The 18,740-nt window shown below is 57.8% G+C and carries 18 protein-coding genes; all 18 read right to left on the bottom strand.

What is annotated here, in order from left to right; translation table 11 throughout:
• Positions 1-86: 86 nt before the first annotated feature.
• The 18 genes from A4E19_16180 to A4E19_16265 all read right to left on the bottom strand — a co-directional run bounded on the left by A4E19_16180 (position 87) and on the right by A4E19_16265 (position 18,739).
• Positions 87-1,850, bottom strand: coding sequence for a hypothetical protein (locus A4E19_16180; GenBank protein OQW35786.1), 1,764 nt, complete (start codon positions 1,848-1,850; stop codon positions 87-89).
• 13 nt (positions 1,851-1,863) lie between these two features.
• A complete protein-coding gene (locus A4E19_16185) occupies positions 1,864-3,891 on the bottom strand; it encodes a hypothetical protein (protein ID OQW35787.1) in 2,028 nt (675 codons plus the stop codon).
• Between the two features lie 2 nt (positions 3,892-3,893).
• Complete coding sequence (locus tag A4E19_16190; GenBank protein ID OQW35788.1) at positions 3,894-4,409, bottom strand: hypothetical protein; 516 nt, start codon at positions 4,407-4,409, stop codon at positions 3,894-3,896.
• Between the two features lie 139 nt (positions 4,410-4,548).
• Entirely contained in the window at positions 4,549-4,854 is a 306-nt protein-coding gene (locus tag A4E19_16195) for a hypothetical protein (protein OQW35789.1), read from the bottom strand.
• Between the two features lie 87 nt (positions 4,855-4,941).
• Positions 4,942-5,298, bottom strand: a complete 357-nt coding sequence (locus A4E19_16200; GenBank protein ID OQW35790.1) for a hypothetical protein — start codon at positions 5,296-5,298, stop codon at positions 4,942-4,944.
• Positions 5,299-5,347: 49 nt separating this feature from the next.
• On the bottom strand, positions 5,348-6,487 hold the full coding sequence (locus tag A4E19_16205) for a hypothetical protein (GenBank protein ID OQW35844.1): 1,140 nt from the start codon (positions 6,485-6,487) through the stop codon (positions 5,348-5,350).
• A gap of 299 nt (positions 6,488-6,786) precedes the next feature.
• Entirely contained in the window at positions 6,787-7,572 is a 786-nt protein-coding gene (locus A4E19_16210) for a hypothetical protein (protein ID OQW35791.1), read from the bottom strand.
• Between the two features lie 4 nt (positions 7,573-7,576).
• Positions 7,577-8,377 (bottom strand): hypothetical protein, encoded by an 801-nt coding sequence (locus A4E19_16215; GenBank protein OQW35792.1) that lies wholly within the window; start codon positions 8,375-8,377, stop codon positions 7,577-7,579.
• Positions 8,378-8,387: 10 nt separating this feature from the next.
• Positions 8,388-9,179 (bottom strand): flagellar basal-body rod protein FlgG, encoded by a 792-nt coding sequence (flgG, locus tag A4E19_16220; protein OQW35793.1) that lies wholly within the window; start codon positions 9,177-9,179, stop codon positions 8,388-8,390.
• A 116-nt stretch (positions 9,180-9,295) separates the two neighbouring features.
• Positions 9,296-10,066 carry a hypothetical protein gene (locus tag A4E19_16225; protein OQW35794.1) on the bottom strand — a complete coding sequence of 257 codons (771 nt, stop codon included), beginning with the start codon at positions 10,064-10,066 and terminating at the stop codon, positions 9,296-9,298.
• Between the two features lie 198 nt (positions 10,067-10,264).
• Positions 10,265-11,113, bottom strand: coding sequence for a hypothetical protein (locus A4E19_16230; GenBank protein OQW35795.1), 849 nt, complete (start codon positions 11,111-11,113; stop codon positions 10,265-10,267).
• 230 nt (positions 11,114-11,343) lie between these two features.
• Positions 11,344-12,093, bottom strand: a complete 750-nt coding sequence (locus A4E19_16235) for a hypothetical protein (GenBank protein ID OQW35796.1) — start codon at positions 12,091-12,093, stop codon at positions 11,344-11,346.
• 24 nt (positions 12,094-12,117) lie between these two features.
• The gene (locus tag A4E19_16240; protein OQW35797.1) at positions 12,118-12,987 is read right to left on the bottom strand and encodes a flagellar synthesis regulator FleN; all 870 of its coding nucleotides are present in this window, start codon (positions 12,985-12,987) and stop codon (positions 12,118-12,120) included.
• A gap of 19 nt (positions 12,988-13,006) precedes the next feature.
• Positions 13,007-14,353 carry a hypothetical protein gene (locus tag A4E19_16245; GenBank protein OQW35798.1) on the bottom strand — a complete coding sequence of 449 codons (1,347 nt, stop codon included), beginning with the start codon at positions 14,351-14,353 and terminating at the stop codon, positions 13,007-13,009.
• A 7-nt stretch (positions 14,354-14,360) separates the two neighbouring features.
• A complete protein-coding gene (gene flhA, locus A4E19_16250) occupies positions 14,361-16,454 on the bottom strand; it encodes an EscV/YscV/HrcV family type III secretion system export apparatus protein (GenBank protein OQW35799.1) in 2,094 nt (697 codons plus the stop codon).
• Positions 16,455-16,602: 148 nt separating this feature from the next.
• Entirely contained in the window at positions 16,603-17,679 is a 1,077-nt protein-coding gene (locus A4E19_16255; protein ID OQW35800.1) for a hypothetical protein, read from the bottom strand.
• The gene (locus tag A4E19_16260) at positions 17,672-18,460 is read right to left on the bottom strand and encodes a hypothetical protein (protein ID OQW35801.1); all 789 of its coding nucleotides are present in this window, start codon (positions 18,458-18,460) and stop codon (positions 17,672-17,674) included. Before A4E19_16260 ends, A4E19_16255 begins: the two co-directional genes overlap by 8 nt.
• Before the next feature lie 9 nt (positions 18,461-18,469).
• The gene (locus tag A4E19_16265) at positions 18,470-18,739 is read right to left on the bottom strand and encodes an EscS/YscS/HrcS family type III secretion system export apparatus protein (GenBank protein OQW35802.1); all 270 of its coding nucleotides are present in this window, start codon (positions 18,737-18,739) and stop codon (positions 18,470-18,472) included.
• Between the last annotated feature and the right edge of the window lies 1 nt (position 18,740).

Consider the following 18,740-nt stretch of genomic DNA (forward strand, 5'->3'; position numbering starts at 1 on the left):
CGACGAGAAACTTTACGCGGCACGGGTGCGGCTCATTGGACGGAACAGCCGAGGAGCGCGGCCAATGGCCGACGCTAAAACTGTTCTCATAAATAGTTCAACAGCGAATTCTCAAACACTTTGGTCAACGTCCTGCTCGCCGCTTCGATCGCATATTGTTGTAGAGTAAGGTCCGAGATCGCTTTGGCCAGATCGACGTCTTCGGTTTCCGAGAGTGTCCGCACAAAGAAGCTTTTGGCGTCCTTAAGCTGTTCCGCGCTCGTGGTCAAGCGATTGGATGTCGCGCCGACTTCTCCCTGGATGGCGGCAATCTGCGACAGGCCTTGGTTCAGCCCTCCCAGGCTGTTGCTGATATCCTGCCGATAATTCCCACGTAGCGCACTGACCAATTGTTTGACCTCGGCAAAGAGATCGATTCCGCCTTCGATGAAAGCCCGATTGCCGGCAACGTTGGTCGGCACGGTCTGATCTGTGCCGACTTCGATGGCATGAACTCCCGCGTCCCCTTGGTACTGGAGGCCGGAGACGACGGAAAACAGGTCGCCGGTTGCCGGCGCACCCGTTTCGTTGGTCAACGTCGTCCGGAGGCCGTCGAAGCTGATTTCACCCCCCGATATATAAGTCTGGTTGGTCAGGACATTCTTGGGCGACAAACTGACCGAGAAGGTGTCCCCGGTTTGCGGTCCTCCCTGTTGGCCGTTCGCCAATACGACACGCAAGCCCACGAACGTAATCGCCTCACCCGACACGTAGGTGTTGCCGGACGACAGCGTCGTGCTGGTGGTTTGGTCCACCACCGAATACTGTGTCGGAGACGTGAATAGAATTTGATAGTTGTGCAGTGCCAGCTGTGCCGCGTTGACCATACCGGCGTCCATGACGGCGGCGCCTCCGGCGTTGGATGCCCCACGCGAGGTGGTCACGGGTGCCGTTACATTCAAGACATCGTACGTGGTCGGCGACGTGAACCTGATCACATAGTCGTCCAAGGTGGCGGCATTGTCGTCGGCCACCCGACCCTGTCCCGCAAGCACTCCCCCGGTGTTGCCGACCGACGACGCGACGGTGGCAGTCAGCGCGAACGGCACACCACCGTTCGTCTCGCTGCCGCCCGCGAATCCCAACGCGGAGCGGCCCAGACCTCCGGTGACGCGCACCGTGGATTGCGAGCCGCTCACGGTCGAGGCAATGATCAATCGATCTTCTTCAAACGAGACGGTCACACTCTTTCCGGCATTGGTCAAAGCCGTGTCGGCGTTGATGCGGCTTTGGAGGCGCGCCGCCAGTTGCTCGCCGGTCAAGGATTCCGCTCCGGTCGTCAAATCAATCGTGCCGGATGTCGTCCCATCGACCGTCACGACGAGCGTATCATTGCTGCCGTTCGTCAGCGTCATGGGCGTCGTGACGGCAAGCCCGGTGGTCCGTCCGTGCGTGCTCGTGCCGGTGAAGATCGGATGATTGTTCAGTTCCGTATTGGCCGCTTGTTGGAGCTGCGCGAACAATTGCCGTACTTCCTTGGCCCCGATAATTCGATCCGCTGCACTGTTCGTGTCGTTACGGAACTGCACGGCGAGCTGCTGCACACGGGACAGGGAGGTCATCGCTTGGCTCAACGCCTTGTCTGAGAGATCCAACCTCGTCTGTCCAAACAGGATGTTCCTTTCCCGTTGCTCAATGACGGCAAGCGAGGCTTTGTCCAATGCGATGCGATTGAATGCGCTGGGATCGTCGGACGGCTGACGCACCAACTTTCCGGTCGACACCTGCTGCTGGAGTTCCAGCGCCCGAGCCCTCGCCCGGACGAGATTGTTCGTAAGCACACCGAACGTTTGAAGCTCCGTCACTCGCATGGAAGCCTCGACACTACGGTTTGATCGACAACAGCGTTTGGAACATTTCGTCTGTGATACGGACCAGCCGCGACGCGGCCTCGAACCCTCGTTGAAACTTGATGAGATTCACGAGTTCCTCGTCTATCGAGACGCCGGAGACTTGAGCCCGCAACGTCTCGATCTGGTCCTTCAACATTTCCTTCGCCTCTTTTTCGCGGTCGGCCATTTTGGCGGCGACACCGAGTTCCGCCGCAGCCGATCGATAGGCATCCTGTAAGGTCCCGTCGTCCAAGCTCGCGAATCGGCGGTGCTGGAGTGCCACGAGCGAGAGCACATTGGTATTGTTGCCCGGGACGCCGGTTCGAGTCGAGGAGGCGGCTATGGACGCCGGATTTGTGAGCACCACTTCCAGATCACGGGCCATGTGGCTGTACGAATCGACTCGAAACACATCTCCGGCCGCCGCCGAACCCGTCAACGTCACGCTGAGACCATCGAACGTCAGCGTCGTCGGACTTGCATACGTGCCGGACGCCGATGTACTCGTGCCGCTGAGTAATCCAAGCGACGCGCGGGCCGTGCCGCCGGTCACCGTGACGGCCGATGCAGTTGTCGTATCGTTCGAGGTGATGAGCAGCCGGTTGGTCGTGGTGTCATAGGTGACCGCCACGGTTTTCCCGGCCGCCTGCAAGGTCGTGTCGGCATTGATCTTGTTCTGTACTTCTTGCGCGAGAGCCGCACCGGATGTGTACGGCAAGCCAGGACTTGCGGCTCCTCCCATAGTGATCGTGCCGGATGCCACGCCATCGACCGTGACTGTCAATGTATCGTTCATGCCCGTGACGATGGACAGCGGATTGTCCGGAGAGGGTGCCGCGACGGCTGTGCCCGTATAATTACCGCGGACGGTGGCGCCGGTCGTCATATCGACGATCGTGTAGGCTGACGCAGAGGAGAAACGGATCTCGTAGTCGTGAAACGTTAGGAGGCTATTCGCCGTAATCACACCGCTATTGATCGCAGCAGCCCCTTGATTGGTCGTCATGGCCCGCGTGGACACCGCCGCGGGGCCAAAAAAGTCGAGCCCGGTCGATCCATCGAGTCCATACCCTTGTCGATGGATCATGTTCACGGCGTTCGCGATGGTGGCCGACAGCCTGTCGAATGAGGCTTCCAAATCCCGCACAGTCGTGTCGCGAACATCCAACAGGCTGCGCAAGCGGCCGTTCGAGATCAATGTATCGATACTTAAAGGCCGCGTTCCCCCTGTCTCATACCCGACCGAAAACAGTCCCTCGTTGTCCGGATCCTCTATGGCGCTCAACGGCCGAATGGTAGATCCCTCCACCAGCACCTGTCCGCGAGCCGCAAAGACGGTCAGCGCGCCGGTGCCCGACTCCACGGTCGTGATATCGATGCGTGTGGCCAACTCATTCAAGACTAACTCCCGCTGATCCCGCAGATCATTGGCGTTCTGGCCCGTCACCTCAGCCGTAACAATCTGGTTATTCAGCTCGCCAATTTGCTTCGAGAGGCTGTTGATCTCTGTCACGGTTTGTTGGACCTGGAAATTCAGTGACTGTCGCGCTGCGGCCAGATCCGAAGACACCTGGTTCATGCTCGAGGCCAGCTGTCTGGCGTTTGCCAGCAGGACAGAACGAGCCGCCAACTCGCCAGGATTGGTGGACACATCCTGCAAACCACGAAAGAAATCATTCATTCGCGCGGCGATCCCGTGGTTGCTACTGTCTCCGAACAGGTTCTGCAGCCGAAACAACTCCTCCCGCGATACCGACAAACGTCCGAGATTCTGCTCTACGGTGGTAAGCTGCCGGTTGACGAATTGGTCCGTATACCGCCTGATAGCCGTCGCCTGCACCCCTGCCCCCACCATGCCGGGCTGTCCATGCAGCGGCGGGCGTTCGGTGAGCACCGCTTCCTGCCTGGAGTATCCCGGCGTATTGACGTTGGCCACGTTGTTTCCGGTGACGGCCAGAGCCTGCTGCGACGTAGAGAGCGCACTTCTCGCGATGTCAAAGAGAGAGGTGAGACCGATCATGATCAGCCCTGTTGGTGAATAAGCACGTTCACACGGCTTGCGACGAACGACTGTCCATCGGCTCTATAAAGATCCCGGCTAGGAGCGACAGGAGTACTGGCCGACAGCGCTTGGTCGACGACACCTCGAATCCCTTCGATGAGCACGACGTTCTGTTTAATCTCTTCACGAACTGTCTTGGCCATCGTCATATAACTTCGATAGGCCGTTCGCAAGTCGTCTGAAACAGCAGCATGGAGCGCATCAATGAGTTCCTGGGTCGATACGGCCCCCGATGGCAGACCATAGTGCGTCGCCAGTTCTTGAACTAGCTGCTGCCGCCCCTCTGTAAGAGATTGCAGCGATTCTAGAATCGATAGCCGACGGCAGTTGATCGAATGAAACTCGGCGATCGCAAGTGTTCGGATGGCGGCTCGTTCAGCCTGGACCGTCTCCAGCAACTGATGGCAGGTGGCCTCTTCTTGGCGCAACATTTCGCAGAGCTGGATGATCGACGGTACGGACGTGGACGGGGGCATAGAGACTCCTTTTCAATCAGGTACGTGCAGATGCGTACGCCGCATTCCGCCATCCATTCCCCCCCTCTCCTTCTTGCCTCGGAACGAGGAGGAACGGAACCATGGCGCGTGACTGTTTAGGAGCCTGGCAAGGCGGATACTAGAGTACGGCGTCGGTCAGCACCTGCTTAATGAGGGCATCTCCTACCGAACGACCACTGACATCGTACGTACCGCTGTCAAGCGCCCGCCTGATGCGCTCCACATGTTCCGTCCGCCCAGGATCAGGCTGATTGGCCAGCTCCCGAATCCGCTGAAGTTCCTTCGCTTGGGCAGAAATCTGCACCCGGTCCTTCCCGACCTGGGTGCGGACAGTCGCTTGTCGGCCACCTGCTCCTTCCGTTTCCTGAACCCCAAGCAACAGCTTTGCGAGATGATCGACCTTCCCATGACCTGAAATCTGCATGGCGCCGCTCCTTCCCCGGCTCTTTTCTCCCAACGACCATTCGGAGAGAATTACGGACTTTACCCCGGTCGAGCTTCTTATCGGTTGCTATCCAGTCAAACTTGAGCGTTCCTGAGGAAGTGATGAAAAACATCGTTGCGCATAATCCTGAACCATCTTGGTAATGCCTATTCCCCCGGATTCCGCCGCTCGCTTCCCGATTTCCTCGTCATAAAACGAATAAAAATATGCCCCTTGTTTGTTGGCGAGGGTTCCCTCTGGAACCGTTTCTCTCATAACCTTGAGCAAATAGGAGATAAAATATGCCTCAAATTGCCGCCCGGCTTGGATCAGCTGTTGGTAAGCCTCGGTAGTACTTTGCGATTTTGACGGATTCATGTGTGGGTCCGGATAACTGGTGCGTAGAGCGAACGCCGGATTCATATCCAATGAGGCAGGCGGCATGGAACTGTTTCTATATCGTTCTATATTATTCATATAGTCAATGCGATAGCTAAATTATTTCAAGGTTAGCCTGAAGAGCACCTGCCGACTTCAGAGCTGAAAGAATTGCGACCAGGTCCCGTGGTGTCACTCCCACGGCATTGAGAGCCCGCACGACTTCTCCCAATGTCACGGTTTCATCCACAACCAGGAGCCTCGATTCCTGTTCCTTTACCTCGGTCTGCACGTCCGGCGTGACGGTAGTCTGCCCCGCGGATGAGCCAATGATCGGCGCCGGAGGCTGCGACACGTTCAACGTGTTTTTCACCGAGATGGTGAGATTACCGTGAGAGATGGCGCACGTTGAAATCCGTACATGTTCGCCTAACACCACTGTCCCGGTCCGTTCATTGACGACGACTTTGGCTACGGAATCGACGGTCACATCAAGCCCCTCGATCGACGCAATATACTCGACGACGCGGCCTTGAAACGTTTGCGGAATCGTCGCCTTGACGGACCCGGCGTTCACGGCCACGGCACTGCCCTTTCCAAAGGTACTCTCGATGGCTTCGGCGGTTCTGATGGCAGTCGTAAAGTCAGGTTGCCGCAGGAGTATCGAGACCGTTTCCCATGAGTCGATGTTGACGGGCAGTTCTTTCTCGATAATGGCGCCCCCGGGAACCACACCGGCCGCTTGGTGATTCTTCACCACCGTCGCCCCGCCGGCTCCGCCCGTCCCGCCAAGAAACCCTCCAATCGAGACCGGTCCCTGCGCGACAGCAAACACTTGCTGATTGGCGGCCTTCAACGGCGTGAGCAGGAGAGTTCCGCCTTGCAGACTCTTGGCATTCGCCATCGACGACACCACGGCATCCAGCGTCATCCCTGGTTTCGAGAAGGGAGGAAGCTTCGCCGTGACCATCACCGAGGCGATATTCCTGGTCAGTAACTGGATGGGATCGATCACTAGATTGACGCCCATCTTGTTCAACATGGACATCATGGCCTGAATCGTGAACTGTCCGCCGATTACTCTGTCGCCGGTACTATCCAGACCCACCACCAACCCGTAACCGATCAGTTGGTTTTCTCGCACCCCTTCGATCGCGCCGATATCCTTAATTCTCACCGCATCGGCGCTTGAGGGAGCCCCAAGACAACCGGTCACGATCAGCGCACTGAAAACCTTGGATACTCGTGTCAACATGTGTCGGTACGTATCCTCGCTAGGAACGTTTGAAAACGGACTATGGCGACCTACGGCCAAGATGAAGCGCGCCAGCCATCCTTGCTCCGAGGCTCTTTCTTTCACCGTGCCGGGATCGATCTCCTCCTGTGAATGGAATCGCCTCCCGCCTCCAAAAGAGGGAGGATCGAAATCAGCCCGTCGTACGACTCCACTCCGCACCATCATCTGAAGCGTCAGGCGATTCATAGGTCGTCGCTTGGGAATGCCCCTCGTCCTCGTCTTGTGCCTCAGCGAAGCCTTCATTGAACCGTCCCTCCTCAGAACGGATAGACCCAATCGAGAATACGAATGAACCACCCGGGCCGTTGTACATCGTCCAAAACACCGAGACCTGAATATTCGATTCTGGCATCCGCGATAGCGGATGAGAGCACGGTATTCTTCGTATCGACATCGACTCGACGCACGATGCCGCCGATGCTCATCAGCTGCTTTTCACTGTTCACCGACACTTCGCGACGGCCTTCGATACGAAGATCGCCGTTAGGAAGCACTTCGGTCACGATCGCAGAAATGGTTCCGGTCAACGTCCCTTCTCGGCTCGTCGCGCCTTTTCCGCCGAATTTGCTGTTGGCGCTCGCGTCTATGCCCATGCCCCGTCTCGTTTCATCACTGAATCGTACTCCTGGTATTCCGATATACCCCATGGCGCTACCGACCAGGCTGTTTTTGATCGTCGACTCGCGTTGGGCCGCAGTATCCGCGGACTTCGACCCTTTGTGATTTTCGATGATCTTGACGGTGAGGATATCGCCGATGCGCATCGCGCGGAGGTCCTCATAGAGGTAGGCGCGACCGTTTTCTTCCTGCCACAGCGATCCGACGGTTTTTGGCGGAGGCAAGGGAGACACGACAACCTTGCTCGAGACATTCGGCGGGCTTGAACAGGCCTGAAGGAGCAGTATCGCGGCTGTAGAGTAACAACCGACCGCTGCTCGAATACGACTCCGACGCTCTATTTTCTTGCTGAATCGGATTCGCGTACCGGCCGTTCCCCAGGCCAAGACATCGCGTCGTTTTAAATTGGTGCCGTCAAATGACATCGTGTTAAAACTCCACCTCCACGAGACTAGGGGCGACCACTTTGGCCCGGAGTTCCCTGCCGGAATCGAGATTGGCGACCATGACGGTCTGCCCAACCTGTCCGCTTGACTTCGTAATGCCGTACGTTCGGATCGACAGCCCCCCACGCCGCGCTTCAATAAGCACTCGATCTCCTTTTTTGACCACCGAGGGAAGCTTCACGAATGCGGGACGCAACGGAGTATCGGGGGGGAGCGGGCGAGCCGCGCTTTTCCCGGCGACTTCACCTGGGTCGATGACAAAAGGATGGTTGATCTGATGCACGCGCATTCCGACGGTCTTGAGATCGCCCACATCGATCACTTCGTCCGCCTTAAGGAAGCGGGTCACGACGACCGCCTCGATCATCGCGACAACATCCGCGACCACCTGGATGGTCTTCCGAGGTTTCCCATTCACCATCGCTTCCACATGGAACGCACGCCTTCCTAGTCCTTCTTCAGCAGGATTGGCAAGAACCTGTAACTCCGCCGCTCCCCCGGGGATCATCACTGGGTCAGCGGGATCTATGACCGTCACATGCACCGTCTTGACCGTGCGTCCCCACTCGTGTTCCAGATATTTCTGAATGGCCTTCCGAATCGAATCCGGATGGACCTCGCTGACGGTCGCTCGGTCCGCCCCGGTGTCGGCTGTCTTTTGATTCGGACCTCGGGACACCGGCGAATTGGACCGCGGGTCACCGTTGGAGCCTGCGATGGCCACAGCCACATCGAAGTGTCCGGATGAAAGGATCAGGAGCAGGATCGGCAACAGACCGGGCATGAAGTGCTCCTTATCGTCTAAGATTGTTCGCAATGGCCATCATTTCGTCCGACGCCTGAATCGTCTTGGAGTTGATTTCATAACTTCGCTGAGCGATGATCATGTTGACCATTTCCTCGGCAAGATTGACATTCGAGCTTTCCAAGAATCCCTGCTGGATCGTGCCAAATCCGGTGGTGAAACCTCCTGTCCCCTGCGTCGGGGGTCCTGAGGCGAAGCTGTCAATGAAGAGATTGTTCCCCATCGCAACCAAGCCGGAGGGATTGTCGAATCGTGTGAGCTGGATTTGCCCGACCTGCGAAGCCTGCGTAACACCGGGCAACAATACCGAAACAGTGCCGTCCTGACCGATATCCACCTTCAGTGCGCCGGACGGGATGGTAATCACGGGATTCAGCAGATCGCCGTCGCCCGTCACGAGGTTGCCCACATTGTCCCGCTTAAACGACCCGTTTCTGGTATACATGATCGTCCCATCGGGCCTGGAGACCTGAAAAAACCCGGAACCGTCGATGGCTAGATCCAACTCATTATTGGTTTGCCGCATGTTCCCCTGAAGCCATTCTTTCGCCACCGTCGTCGGCCGAACGCCCGCACCGACCTGAATACCGACCGGAAAGACCCCGACGTTGGATGCATTGGTGCCCGGAAGTCGTTGAATCTGATACAGCAGATCCGCAAATTCCGCACGACTGCGTTTAAAGGAGTTGGTGTTGACGTTGGCAAGGTTGTGGGCGACGGTGTCGACGTTGATTTGCTGCGCCGTCATTCCGGTCGCGGCGGTCCACATGGCTCTGATCATCTCACTCCTCCTCGCTCTCTGACGCCGTCACAGGGTTTCTGGTTTCAAGTGCAGAGTTCCACCTTTACGAGGATACGGCGCACATGAAACACGTCGCGTGCGACTCGAAACGGACGCTACAGAACCCGCCCGACGTCTTGAATTGCGATCTCCGCCATCCGATCGAGCGCCTGAATCAGCTTTTGTGTCGACTCATAGTTGCGCATCCCTTGAATCATCTTCACCATCTCGCCGATGGAATTGACGTTGGACTCTTCGATGTGACCGACCTGAATCTGCGGATTCTTCGCCACTGTGCCTTTCTCCGAGTAGAACAGTCCTTCCGACGACTTCTGCGGCATCTCATTATCCGGAAAGTCCATCACTTTGATCGTCGCCACAGGTTTATCGTCGACTTTGATCTCTCCCTGTGCCGTAATGTCCAACTTGCCGGGAGGAATCTTGATCTCTCCCTTCATCCCCATCACGGGATATCCCAGTCCATTCACCAACCGACGTTGGTTGTCGAGCGAGAGCATGCCGTTGCGGGTATACCGAAGCCCTTGCGGCGTCTGTACTTCAAAAAACCCTTTCCCTTGAATGGCGATGTCCAGCGGATTGCCGGTTAGTCGAATGCGACCCGGCTCAAATGTGGTCTTCACCTTATGCGGCGCGACAAAAGCTCGCTCAGTTGGTCCAAACGGTCTGGCCATGATCTGTTGGGCTAATCCCGCGGTTCGACTCACCGCCGGAATCACCGCCTGGTACCGTGGGAATATGGCTTTGAATGCCTGCTCATCCTGCTTGAACCCAGCGGTATTCACATTGGCCATGTTGTTCGCGAAGACCTGCATCCGCCGCTCATGGGCCAGTGCGCCGGACAAGATGGGATAGATGCCACGATTCATACCGCCGACTCCCTTCGTTTCGAAAGAGAGACAGCAACCCTCATGCCAGAGGCCATGAGAACAGGATGACTTAGGATGGGATTCGAACACTGCTAAATAAGGCCTTGAACTGACATCCGCGGTGAAGCACCAGTCCGACGTTCGCTCGACCCGTCATGGCGAGGGGGTGAATTCTACCCAGCAAGGTGAAGATTATTCCTAGCGAGAGCTGTTGAGAGGAGCCTCGTGTCTGCCGGAAACCGGCGACGGGAGGATATTGGCCTCATGGGGTGTCGCCCATGGCTGTGAAGCTTCCACGATCAACGTATGTTCCGCTCCGTTTGGTCGACCGCTCTTCAAAGCGTCCGCGGCCGCGTCGAGGAGCGTCTCTGCCTTCGTACCACGTTGCGGCCCGACGATTCCCCCAATCCTGCAGGACAGCAGCATTTCCTGGCCTTCGATCAACAGGGGGAGCGCGATGGCTCCGTGGATTTTCTCCGCGATCCATCGAGCCTCGTCCGGTGATGCCACATTATCGACAATCACGGCAAAGGTATATTCGTCCAAGCGTGCCACCACATCATGAGGTCGCAGCGCGCTCTTGATGCGGGCAGCTTGAACTCGAACGACCAGCGTCATATTGGGTGCCGGAGAGGAGGCTGTCAGAGGGCGAAACTGTTCCAACACACACACCAACACCGCGACGTGCCGTGTAGCGGCCTCCGCTCGACTCAGTGCTTGCCCGAGCAAGACAAGATAGAGTCGCCTCGTAGGCAAGCCGGTCACGCTATCGTACGCCGAGATCGCACTCACCTGTCCGCGGCGCGCAGGGTCTCGACGATATGGCCAACACACAAATCCCGCGATGCAAAATCCCGCCGCGATGAACAGGCCCATCCATCCGATGACGAGCCTTGTGGAAAGCGCTTCGGCACCATTCGCCGAACCGACCGAGGTCGTCTCCACCCACGCCATGCTGGCACCGCACACGGTGGCTGAGGCACTCCACCATGCGATCGAGCGGTGGCGCGATGGCAGAAACCCATCTCGTGATGTCTTCAGATCCATCGTCTTGACGGCTGATAGAGGGCCTGATGTGAATTCACTCAACCGGAGGCCCGATCGATTGTCTCAGCCTGATGCGAATTCCCATCCGCTGCACCAGATACCGGTCGTGATCCGCCCCATAAAGGTATCGGTCTCTCACACGCAGAACTGAAGACGGCGATCGCAGGACATGACCGAGGGGACCACCACGAATTCCCGCAATCAGCCGACCGGACCGGTTGACCGATTCGTCAATTCGGCATGTGCAAGTGTGCTTTGAGCCGGATGATGGCCTTGGTATGGATTTGACAGACCCGTGACTCGGTGACTTTCAGGAGTTCGCCGATCTCCTTCATCGTGAGCTCCTCATAGTAATACAGCGTCAGGACGAGACGTTCTTTTTCCGGCAACAGTTGAATGGCCTCGGCGATCGATTCACGTTCGCGCTCGTTGACCAATGAAGAGAGCGGATCCAGCGTGTGCGTATCGGCCAACATCTTCACCACTTTGTGTCCGTCCGGTTCCTGAAGGCTTAAGTCGTCGACACTGATCATCACCGCGCCTCTGGCACGCGTAATGAAATCATCGAGCTCTTCCAGCGACATCTTCAGTTCTGCGGCCACTTCTTCATCATGTGGGGGTCGCCCCAATCGACTCATCAGTGCCGTGTGAGTTTTTTGAAGCAGGCCGATTCGTTCATGAACGGAGCGTGGAACCCAATCCATGGAGCGGATCTCATCGAGCATGGCTCCGCGGATTCTGAACTCCGCATACGTCTTGAACTTCGCTTCGCGCGTGGGATCGTACTTGTCCATGGCGTCCATGAGTCCGATCGTGCCGACCGAAATCAAATCTTCCGCGTCCAAGTACGCCGGGAGCCGGAAGGCCAATCGATGGGCCATCGCGCGAATGACATGGGCAAACTCCTTGATCAATTGTTCGCGTCTGGCGCCCTGAGCCGAAAACGATTTCCGTTCGGATGGTAAGGCTGTTTTGTTCATGATCTTCTCATGTACGGTCCTGTTTCAGTTGCCGGCCGGCGTCGCCGCCCGGTGCCAAACGAGCTGTACCGAACTCTTGAGAAGACGGGGCCTCGGCCACTGGACGATCTGTTGTGCGGCCCGCTTGAATGCTTGCGCGGATGGCGCATCCGGGAACAATTCCAAGAGGGCCTTCTGCTGCATGACGGCCAGATGCACGTAATCGTCATAGGGGATCGCCCCGACCAATTCCACCGCGACATGGAGAAAGTGATCGACGGCCACATCCAACTTACCGAAGACCTCGGCCGCTTCACGTGGGCTCTTGGCCTGGTTCACCAGCACTTTGAAACGACGCTCCCGATACTGACGAGCCAACACCTTGATCAGGGCATAGGCATCCGTGAGCGATGTCGGCTCCGGCGACACCACGATCATCGTCTCATCCGCCGCGGAGGCGAAGAAGGTGACGTTCGGCGAGATGCCGGCGCCGGTATCGATCAAGAGGACGTCCATCTCCGAAGTAAGTTGAGCGAGCTGCTCCTGAATCATCAATTGCTGGGCCTCCGTGAGCGCCGTGAGACGGGGCACACCGGAACTGGCCGGAAGCACATGAATGCCCCCCGGCCCCTTGAGCACGATCTCGTCGAGCGTATGGGTGCCCAGCAAGACGTCTTCGATCGTATGTCGCGGGATCAGCCCGAGCAGGACATCGAGATTGCCCAAGCCCAGATCCGCATCCAAAATCAGCACTCGTTTTCCCATTTTCGTGAGGGCAATGGCCAGATTCACGACCACATTGGTCTTCCCTACTCCCCCTTTACCGCTGGAAACCGCGATGACCTGAGTCGATGGGCGACCTCCACGATTCAGATCCTCCGACATAAGGACGGATCTTCCCGTTCTGAACGGCATATCAGGACCTCCAGTCCGATTATCCATGGTGAATCCCTGCTCCCATGAGCGCAGGTGTTTCGTCCGATGATTGAACCGCGCGGTTGACAAGCACCTGAGCGGCGATGGGGCGTTCCGCGGTCAACAACGCCGCCAATCGTTCCGATGAAGCCACCTCGATATCGCCGGGGACTCGCCGCCCGATACTCCAATAAGAAAGCGGCACACCGGTTTGATGGGCGACCTCGAAGATGGTGCCGAACGATTCCGTCTCGTCGAGCTTGGTGAACAGGAGCCGCGGCTGAGGCAGATCATCGAGGCGCCTCGTGATGCGACAGAGCTCCTGTTCCCTGGTGGACGCCGGAAGGACCAGATGCGTGGTCACCGCCTCGCGCGGGAGAACCCGCCGCAATTCCTGAGCCAATTCAAGATCACCCGACCCGATTCCGGGCATGTCGATCAACACGAGATCGACCTGTGTATGGCGACGGAGCCCGTCCCGAATCTGCCGTGCCGACACGGCGCATGCAAACGGCACCCCCACGACCTTGGCATACCGCCGCAGTTGGTCAACGGCAGTATCACGATAGGTATCAAAGGTGATGAGAGCAACCGATCGCCGTTGTTCAAGACGACAATGCGCCGCCAGCTTGGCGACGGCGGCGGTCTTCCCGGCTCCGCTGGGTCCGATCAGGAGACCGATGGCGGGATAGCCTTCTGCCTTGACGATCGGCCCGCTCGTTCTCACCCGTTTTGCGATTTCACAACGGAGGGCATGCCGCATCGATTCATCGTCGCACGGACCGGAGGCTTGCTCGATCTTACAGGCTTCGTTTACCAGGAGGTCCGCGGTAGCCGGACTCATTCCTTGCTCGACAAGCGAGCGGTGCAGCAACACCTGAACGGATGGCGGCTGACTTTCGATCGCTCGATCGTCCGCCCTGGAGAGATCCTCCAATAAGCGGCCCAATTCTTTCATCATGCTGTGCACATGCCGAATGCGTTTCATCTTTACCGGCATGGCGATCGGCTTCACCGATACGCTTCGCTTACCGACGGCCGGAGTGGTCGTCTCACGATTCGGTTTCAGCATGCCGTGCAACGTCTTTTGAAAGCTCAGCCGGGACGGCGCGTCATCCGCCTCTGGATCAGACGGCCGGCCAGGCGACGCGGCTTGCTGCCCGGGGTCAGTCCCCGAGGAAGACCGACGTCCCTCGTCGTCGGTCGCGGCCATCACTTCAAGAATCGGCCGATTGAATGCCCGCAGGACCCGTCCTCCTTCGCGCACTTCCTTCGCCGACACGATGATGGCATCCGGCCCCAGTTCATCCTTGATGGCACGTAGGGCGTCCTGCATGGTGAGCGCATGAAATGTCTTGACCTTCATGACTTACCTACGACCGGGCCAATTCAAAGTCGATCCGCACCGTATCCAACGATTGCAGACGGACAAAGGCATCCACTTCGTTGAGTCCCATGACCGGAACTGCGTGCAGGATGCGATCGCTGTGCCGGCGAAGATGACGGCGAACCGTCTGCGAGCAAAGAACGATCGGCTGCTGTCCTCGAGCGGCGACCCGCTCGGCGGCTTGCTTGAGAGCGGTCAACAGCTTGTGAGAGAGCGTGGGGTCAAGGTTCAGCGTGGCTCCAGGCGGCAATGCCGCCGCCTGTTCCGCCAATGATCGATCCAAGCGGGGATCCAAGGTAATGACTTGCAGGCTGCCGTCGGGCGCTTGATACTGTTTGGTGATGGTCCGAGCCAGCGCTTGCCTGGCATACTCCGTGAGAACTTCAGCGTCCTTAGTGCTTGTCGCTTGATCGGACAAAGCCTCGAGAATCGAGCGGAGGTCTCGGATAGGAATGCCCTCTTTGAGAAGGTTGCCGAGGACTCTGACCACCGTTCCGAGGGGCACCAACGTGGGAATGAGTTCCTCCACCAGTTTCGGATGCGATTTTCCGACTTCGTCCAAGAGGGCTTGTACTTCTTGTCGCCCCAACAATTCATGGCCATGGCGCTTGATCAGCTCGGACAGATGCGTGGCGATCGCCGAACTCGCATCCACCACGGTGTACCCGGCCATCTGGGCCTGCTCCCGCGCGTCTTCGGGAACCCAGAGTGCCGGTAGCCCGAATGCCGGCTCCTTGGTCGCAATCCCCTGCACCAGACCTTTCTGACCCGTCCCCGGATCGATCGCCAACAGATGCCCGGGTAAGACGTCGGCCTTGGCGACCTCCACTCCCTTCAAAATGATGGCGTATTCGTTCGGGCGCAATTGAAGATTGTCGCGGATATGGATCGGAGGCACGACAAAGCCCATCGATTCGGCACATTGCCTCCGGAGCGCCTTGATCCGATCGAGAAGCGCCGTGCCTTGCGCCCCTTCGACCAGTCCGATCAACCCGTACCCCACCTGAACTTCCATCAGATCGAGCGGAGTGACTCGGGTCAGAGCTTCTTCGGCCTTCGGGGCAACGGGAGCGGGGGCGGGAGCAGCTTGAAGCTGTTCCTGCTGATGGAGGTGGTAGGCGATCCATGCGACACCACCTCCTAGAAGGAGGAACGCCACGTGGGGAAGCCCCGGGACCAATCCCAACGCGAGAAGAATACCCGCAGCGATGCCCACCGGTTTGGAGGACATCAAAAGCTGCCGAGTCATCGCCCCCCCCAAATCCGTTTCCGATGCCGCGCGCGTCACCACGATACCGGCGGCGGTCGATACGATCAGGGCGGGAATCTGCGCCACCAACCCTTCCCCAACCGTCAACACGGTATAGGTTTGAGCCGCGAGTGCCGGACTCATACCCTGTTGCAGAATACCGATCGCCAATCCACCGATGATGTTGACAAGGATGATGATGACGGCGGCAATGGCATCGCCTCGAACAAACTTGCTGGCGCCGTCCATGGCACCGTAAAAGTCCGCCTCTTCCGCAATCTCCCGCCTCCGGCGTCGCGCGTCCGCTTCGTTGATGAGACCGGCGTTCAAGTCCGCATCGATGCTCATCTGCTTTCCGGGCATAGCGTCCAATGTGAACCGAGCGGCCACCTCGGCCACACGTCCGGCGCCCTTCGTCACTACGACAAAATTTATGATGACGAGAATCGAGAACACCACCAAGCCGACCGTGTAATTCCCTCCGACGATGAAGTTTCCGAAGGCTCGAATGACCTCGCCGGCCGCCCCAGCCCCTTCGTTGCCATGCAGCAAAATGAGCCGTGTCGACGCAATGTTGAGGGAGAGCCTGAACAACGTGATCATCAACAGGATCGACGGAAACACGGAGAACTCGATCGGACGCCGTACTTGTAGTCCGACGAGCAAGATAATGACCGACAGGGTGATATCGAAGCTCAACAATAAATCGAGCAGAAATCGAGGCAGCGGTAACAGCATCACCATGAGAATGGCCACCACCCCCACGGAGATGACGACGTCCGGATGCTTGATCAACTGGTTTCGTTCTACTGGTTCTATTGCCGCTGCCATGGTCCCCTACCAGGATGGTGCATACGTGCTCCGGCGCCGTTCTCGCATCGCTTAGACAAATGTTGCGCCTGACTTCTAAGACACTGGGCGCTCACCAACTCGCGCCCGTCCGCAAACGTGAGGCTCCTTATTCGTCGCCTCGCGGACCTCATGGGGTCACGCCTCTGGCGCGATACACAAATGCCAGGATTTCAGCCACCGCGCGGTACAACTCATTCGGAATCTCTTTGCCGATCTCGACGAGTTTAAACAGCGTTCTCGCCACGAGTTTATGTTCCACGACCGGGACACCGTGGTGCCGAGCCAGTGCGCGAATCCGTTCAGCGACCAACCCGGCTCCTTTGGCGACCACGACCGGAGCTCCCATCGTGGCGGTATCGTATTTCAGGGCCACAGCGAGGTGTGTCGGGTTGGTAATCACGACGTCCGCCGTTTTCACGGCAGCCATCATGCGTTTCTTCGTCATCTCACGCTGGATGGTTCGGACGCGACTCTTGATAAGCGGATCGCCCTCCGTGGCCTTGTGTTCCTCCTTGACCTCCTCCTTCGACATCCGCAGACTTCGTTCCCACTCGTAACGCTGGTAGACATAGTCCAGTCCGGCCAGGACCGCGATCGACCCGACGGCGGCCAATCCGACCTTCAATGAGAGCCGTCCGGTTACCTGTAGAACGGTATCCATATCGAACTCGATCAACCCCGGAATCTGGAGCAAGTCATACCGCGCGACCCAAATCCCGACACCCGTCACGATCGCGATCTTGAGCAGCCCCTTCACGAGCTCCATCACCGATCGCAGTGAGAACAATCGGGACAATCCCTTGATCGGGTTGATGCGCTCGATATCCGGTTGAACCGCATTGGCGCGCCATAGCAGCCCGGTCTGCAACAGCGAGGCCCCGCCTCCCAGCAATAGAACGCCCACGATGACCGGAAGGCTCAGCGTCACGACCGTTGCGGCCGCATGGATGACCACCGCATGCACCTGCTCGATCGACATCTCTTTGTAGAAATCGAGCGGGAACGAGAGTGTAAGTCCTTGACGGGTCATCTCCGTCATTTTCTGAACCCCCACCGGCAGCATGCTCGCCAGCAACCCGATGCCGCTCAAGAGAATGACGGCAGTAGACACATCGCGACTGATGGCGATCTGTCCTTTTTTGCGCGCCTCTTCCTTCCGTTTCGGCGTCGCGGGTTCTGTCCTGTTACTCCGATCCTCAGCCATGCCCCAGCGCTTTCATGAGACTCTCGATCGTCCACTGCAATCGCTCTAGTTCCCGAACGAGAAGTTCCACCACAAACGGCACTGACAATCCCATCACCGCCAATCCTCCGGCAATGGTGACGGGAAAACTGAGAACAAACACGTTGATCTGGCTCACCGCCCGTCCAAGAAGGGCCAACAGAATATTGATCAGGAGGATGAGGACGAGCACGGGCGCCGCCAATTTCAACCCCACCGTGAACATGTGCTGGGATAAACGAAGGATATCGTCCCCCATGCCTCCCGGAAGAGAAGCGCCGAACGGCGGAATGGAGTCATAGCTCGAGAGGATCGTGGCCACCAGCAGCAGATGACCGTTCAGCGAGAGAAAAATGAGGGTCGCCAGAAGCGTAAAATATTGGCCGATGATGGGCGTGTGATCGGCTGTCGCCGGATCGAACAGCTGGACGACGCCGAATCCCATCTGCATACCGATCATCTCCCCCGCCAGTTCCAGTGCGCTGAAGAAGAGTCGTACCGCCAGTCCGATCGTGAGCCCGATGGCCATCTCACTGATCAACCCGGCGGTTAAGGCCATCGGGTCATAGGGCACGACAGGAAGTCGGACCAAAGGAGCCAACAACACTCCCAACGCGAGAACCAGGGCCAGTTTGACTTTCACCGGAACCGCCCGACCGCTCAAGACCGGCAACGCGGCCAACAGTCCCCCGATGCGGGAAATAAGGACCAAGAACCCTTGGAATTCCGGCAGAAGAACCTGGATAGTTTGGGTCAACGCCATCGTTTCGTCTTAGTGCACGTAGTTGGGAATATTCATCAGGAGATTCGCCATGTAGGTGGTCATCACGTTCAGCATCCACGGAAGAAAGAACAACAACGCCACGAACAGAGCCACCACTTTCGGGACAAAGGTAAGCGTGGCTTCGTTCAGTTGGGTCATCGCTTGAAACGCACTGACCGCCAACCCGATCAACAGACTGAGCCCCAAGATGGGCGAAGACACCAACAATGTCGTTTCCAACGCTTGCCTACCCAGCTCGGTCACGATTTCCGGCGTCACT

It is taken from the genome of Nitrospira sp. SG-bin1 (genome assembly GCA_002083365.1).
Classification (GTDB): domain Bacteria; phylum Nitrospirota; class Nitrospiria; order Nitrospirales; family Nitrospiraceae; genus Nitrospira_D.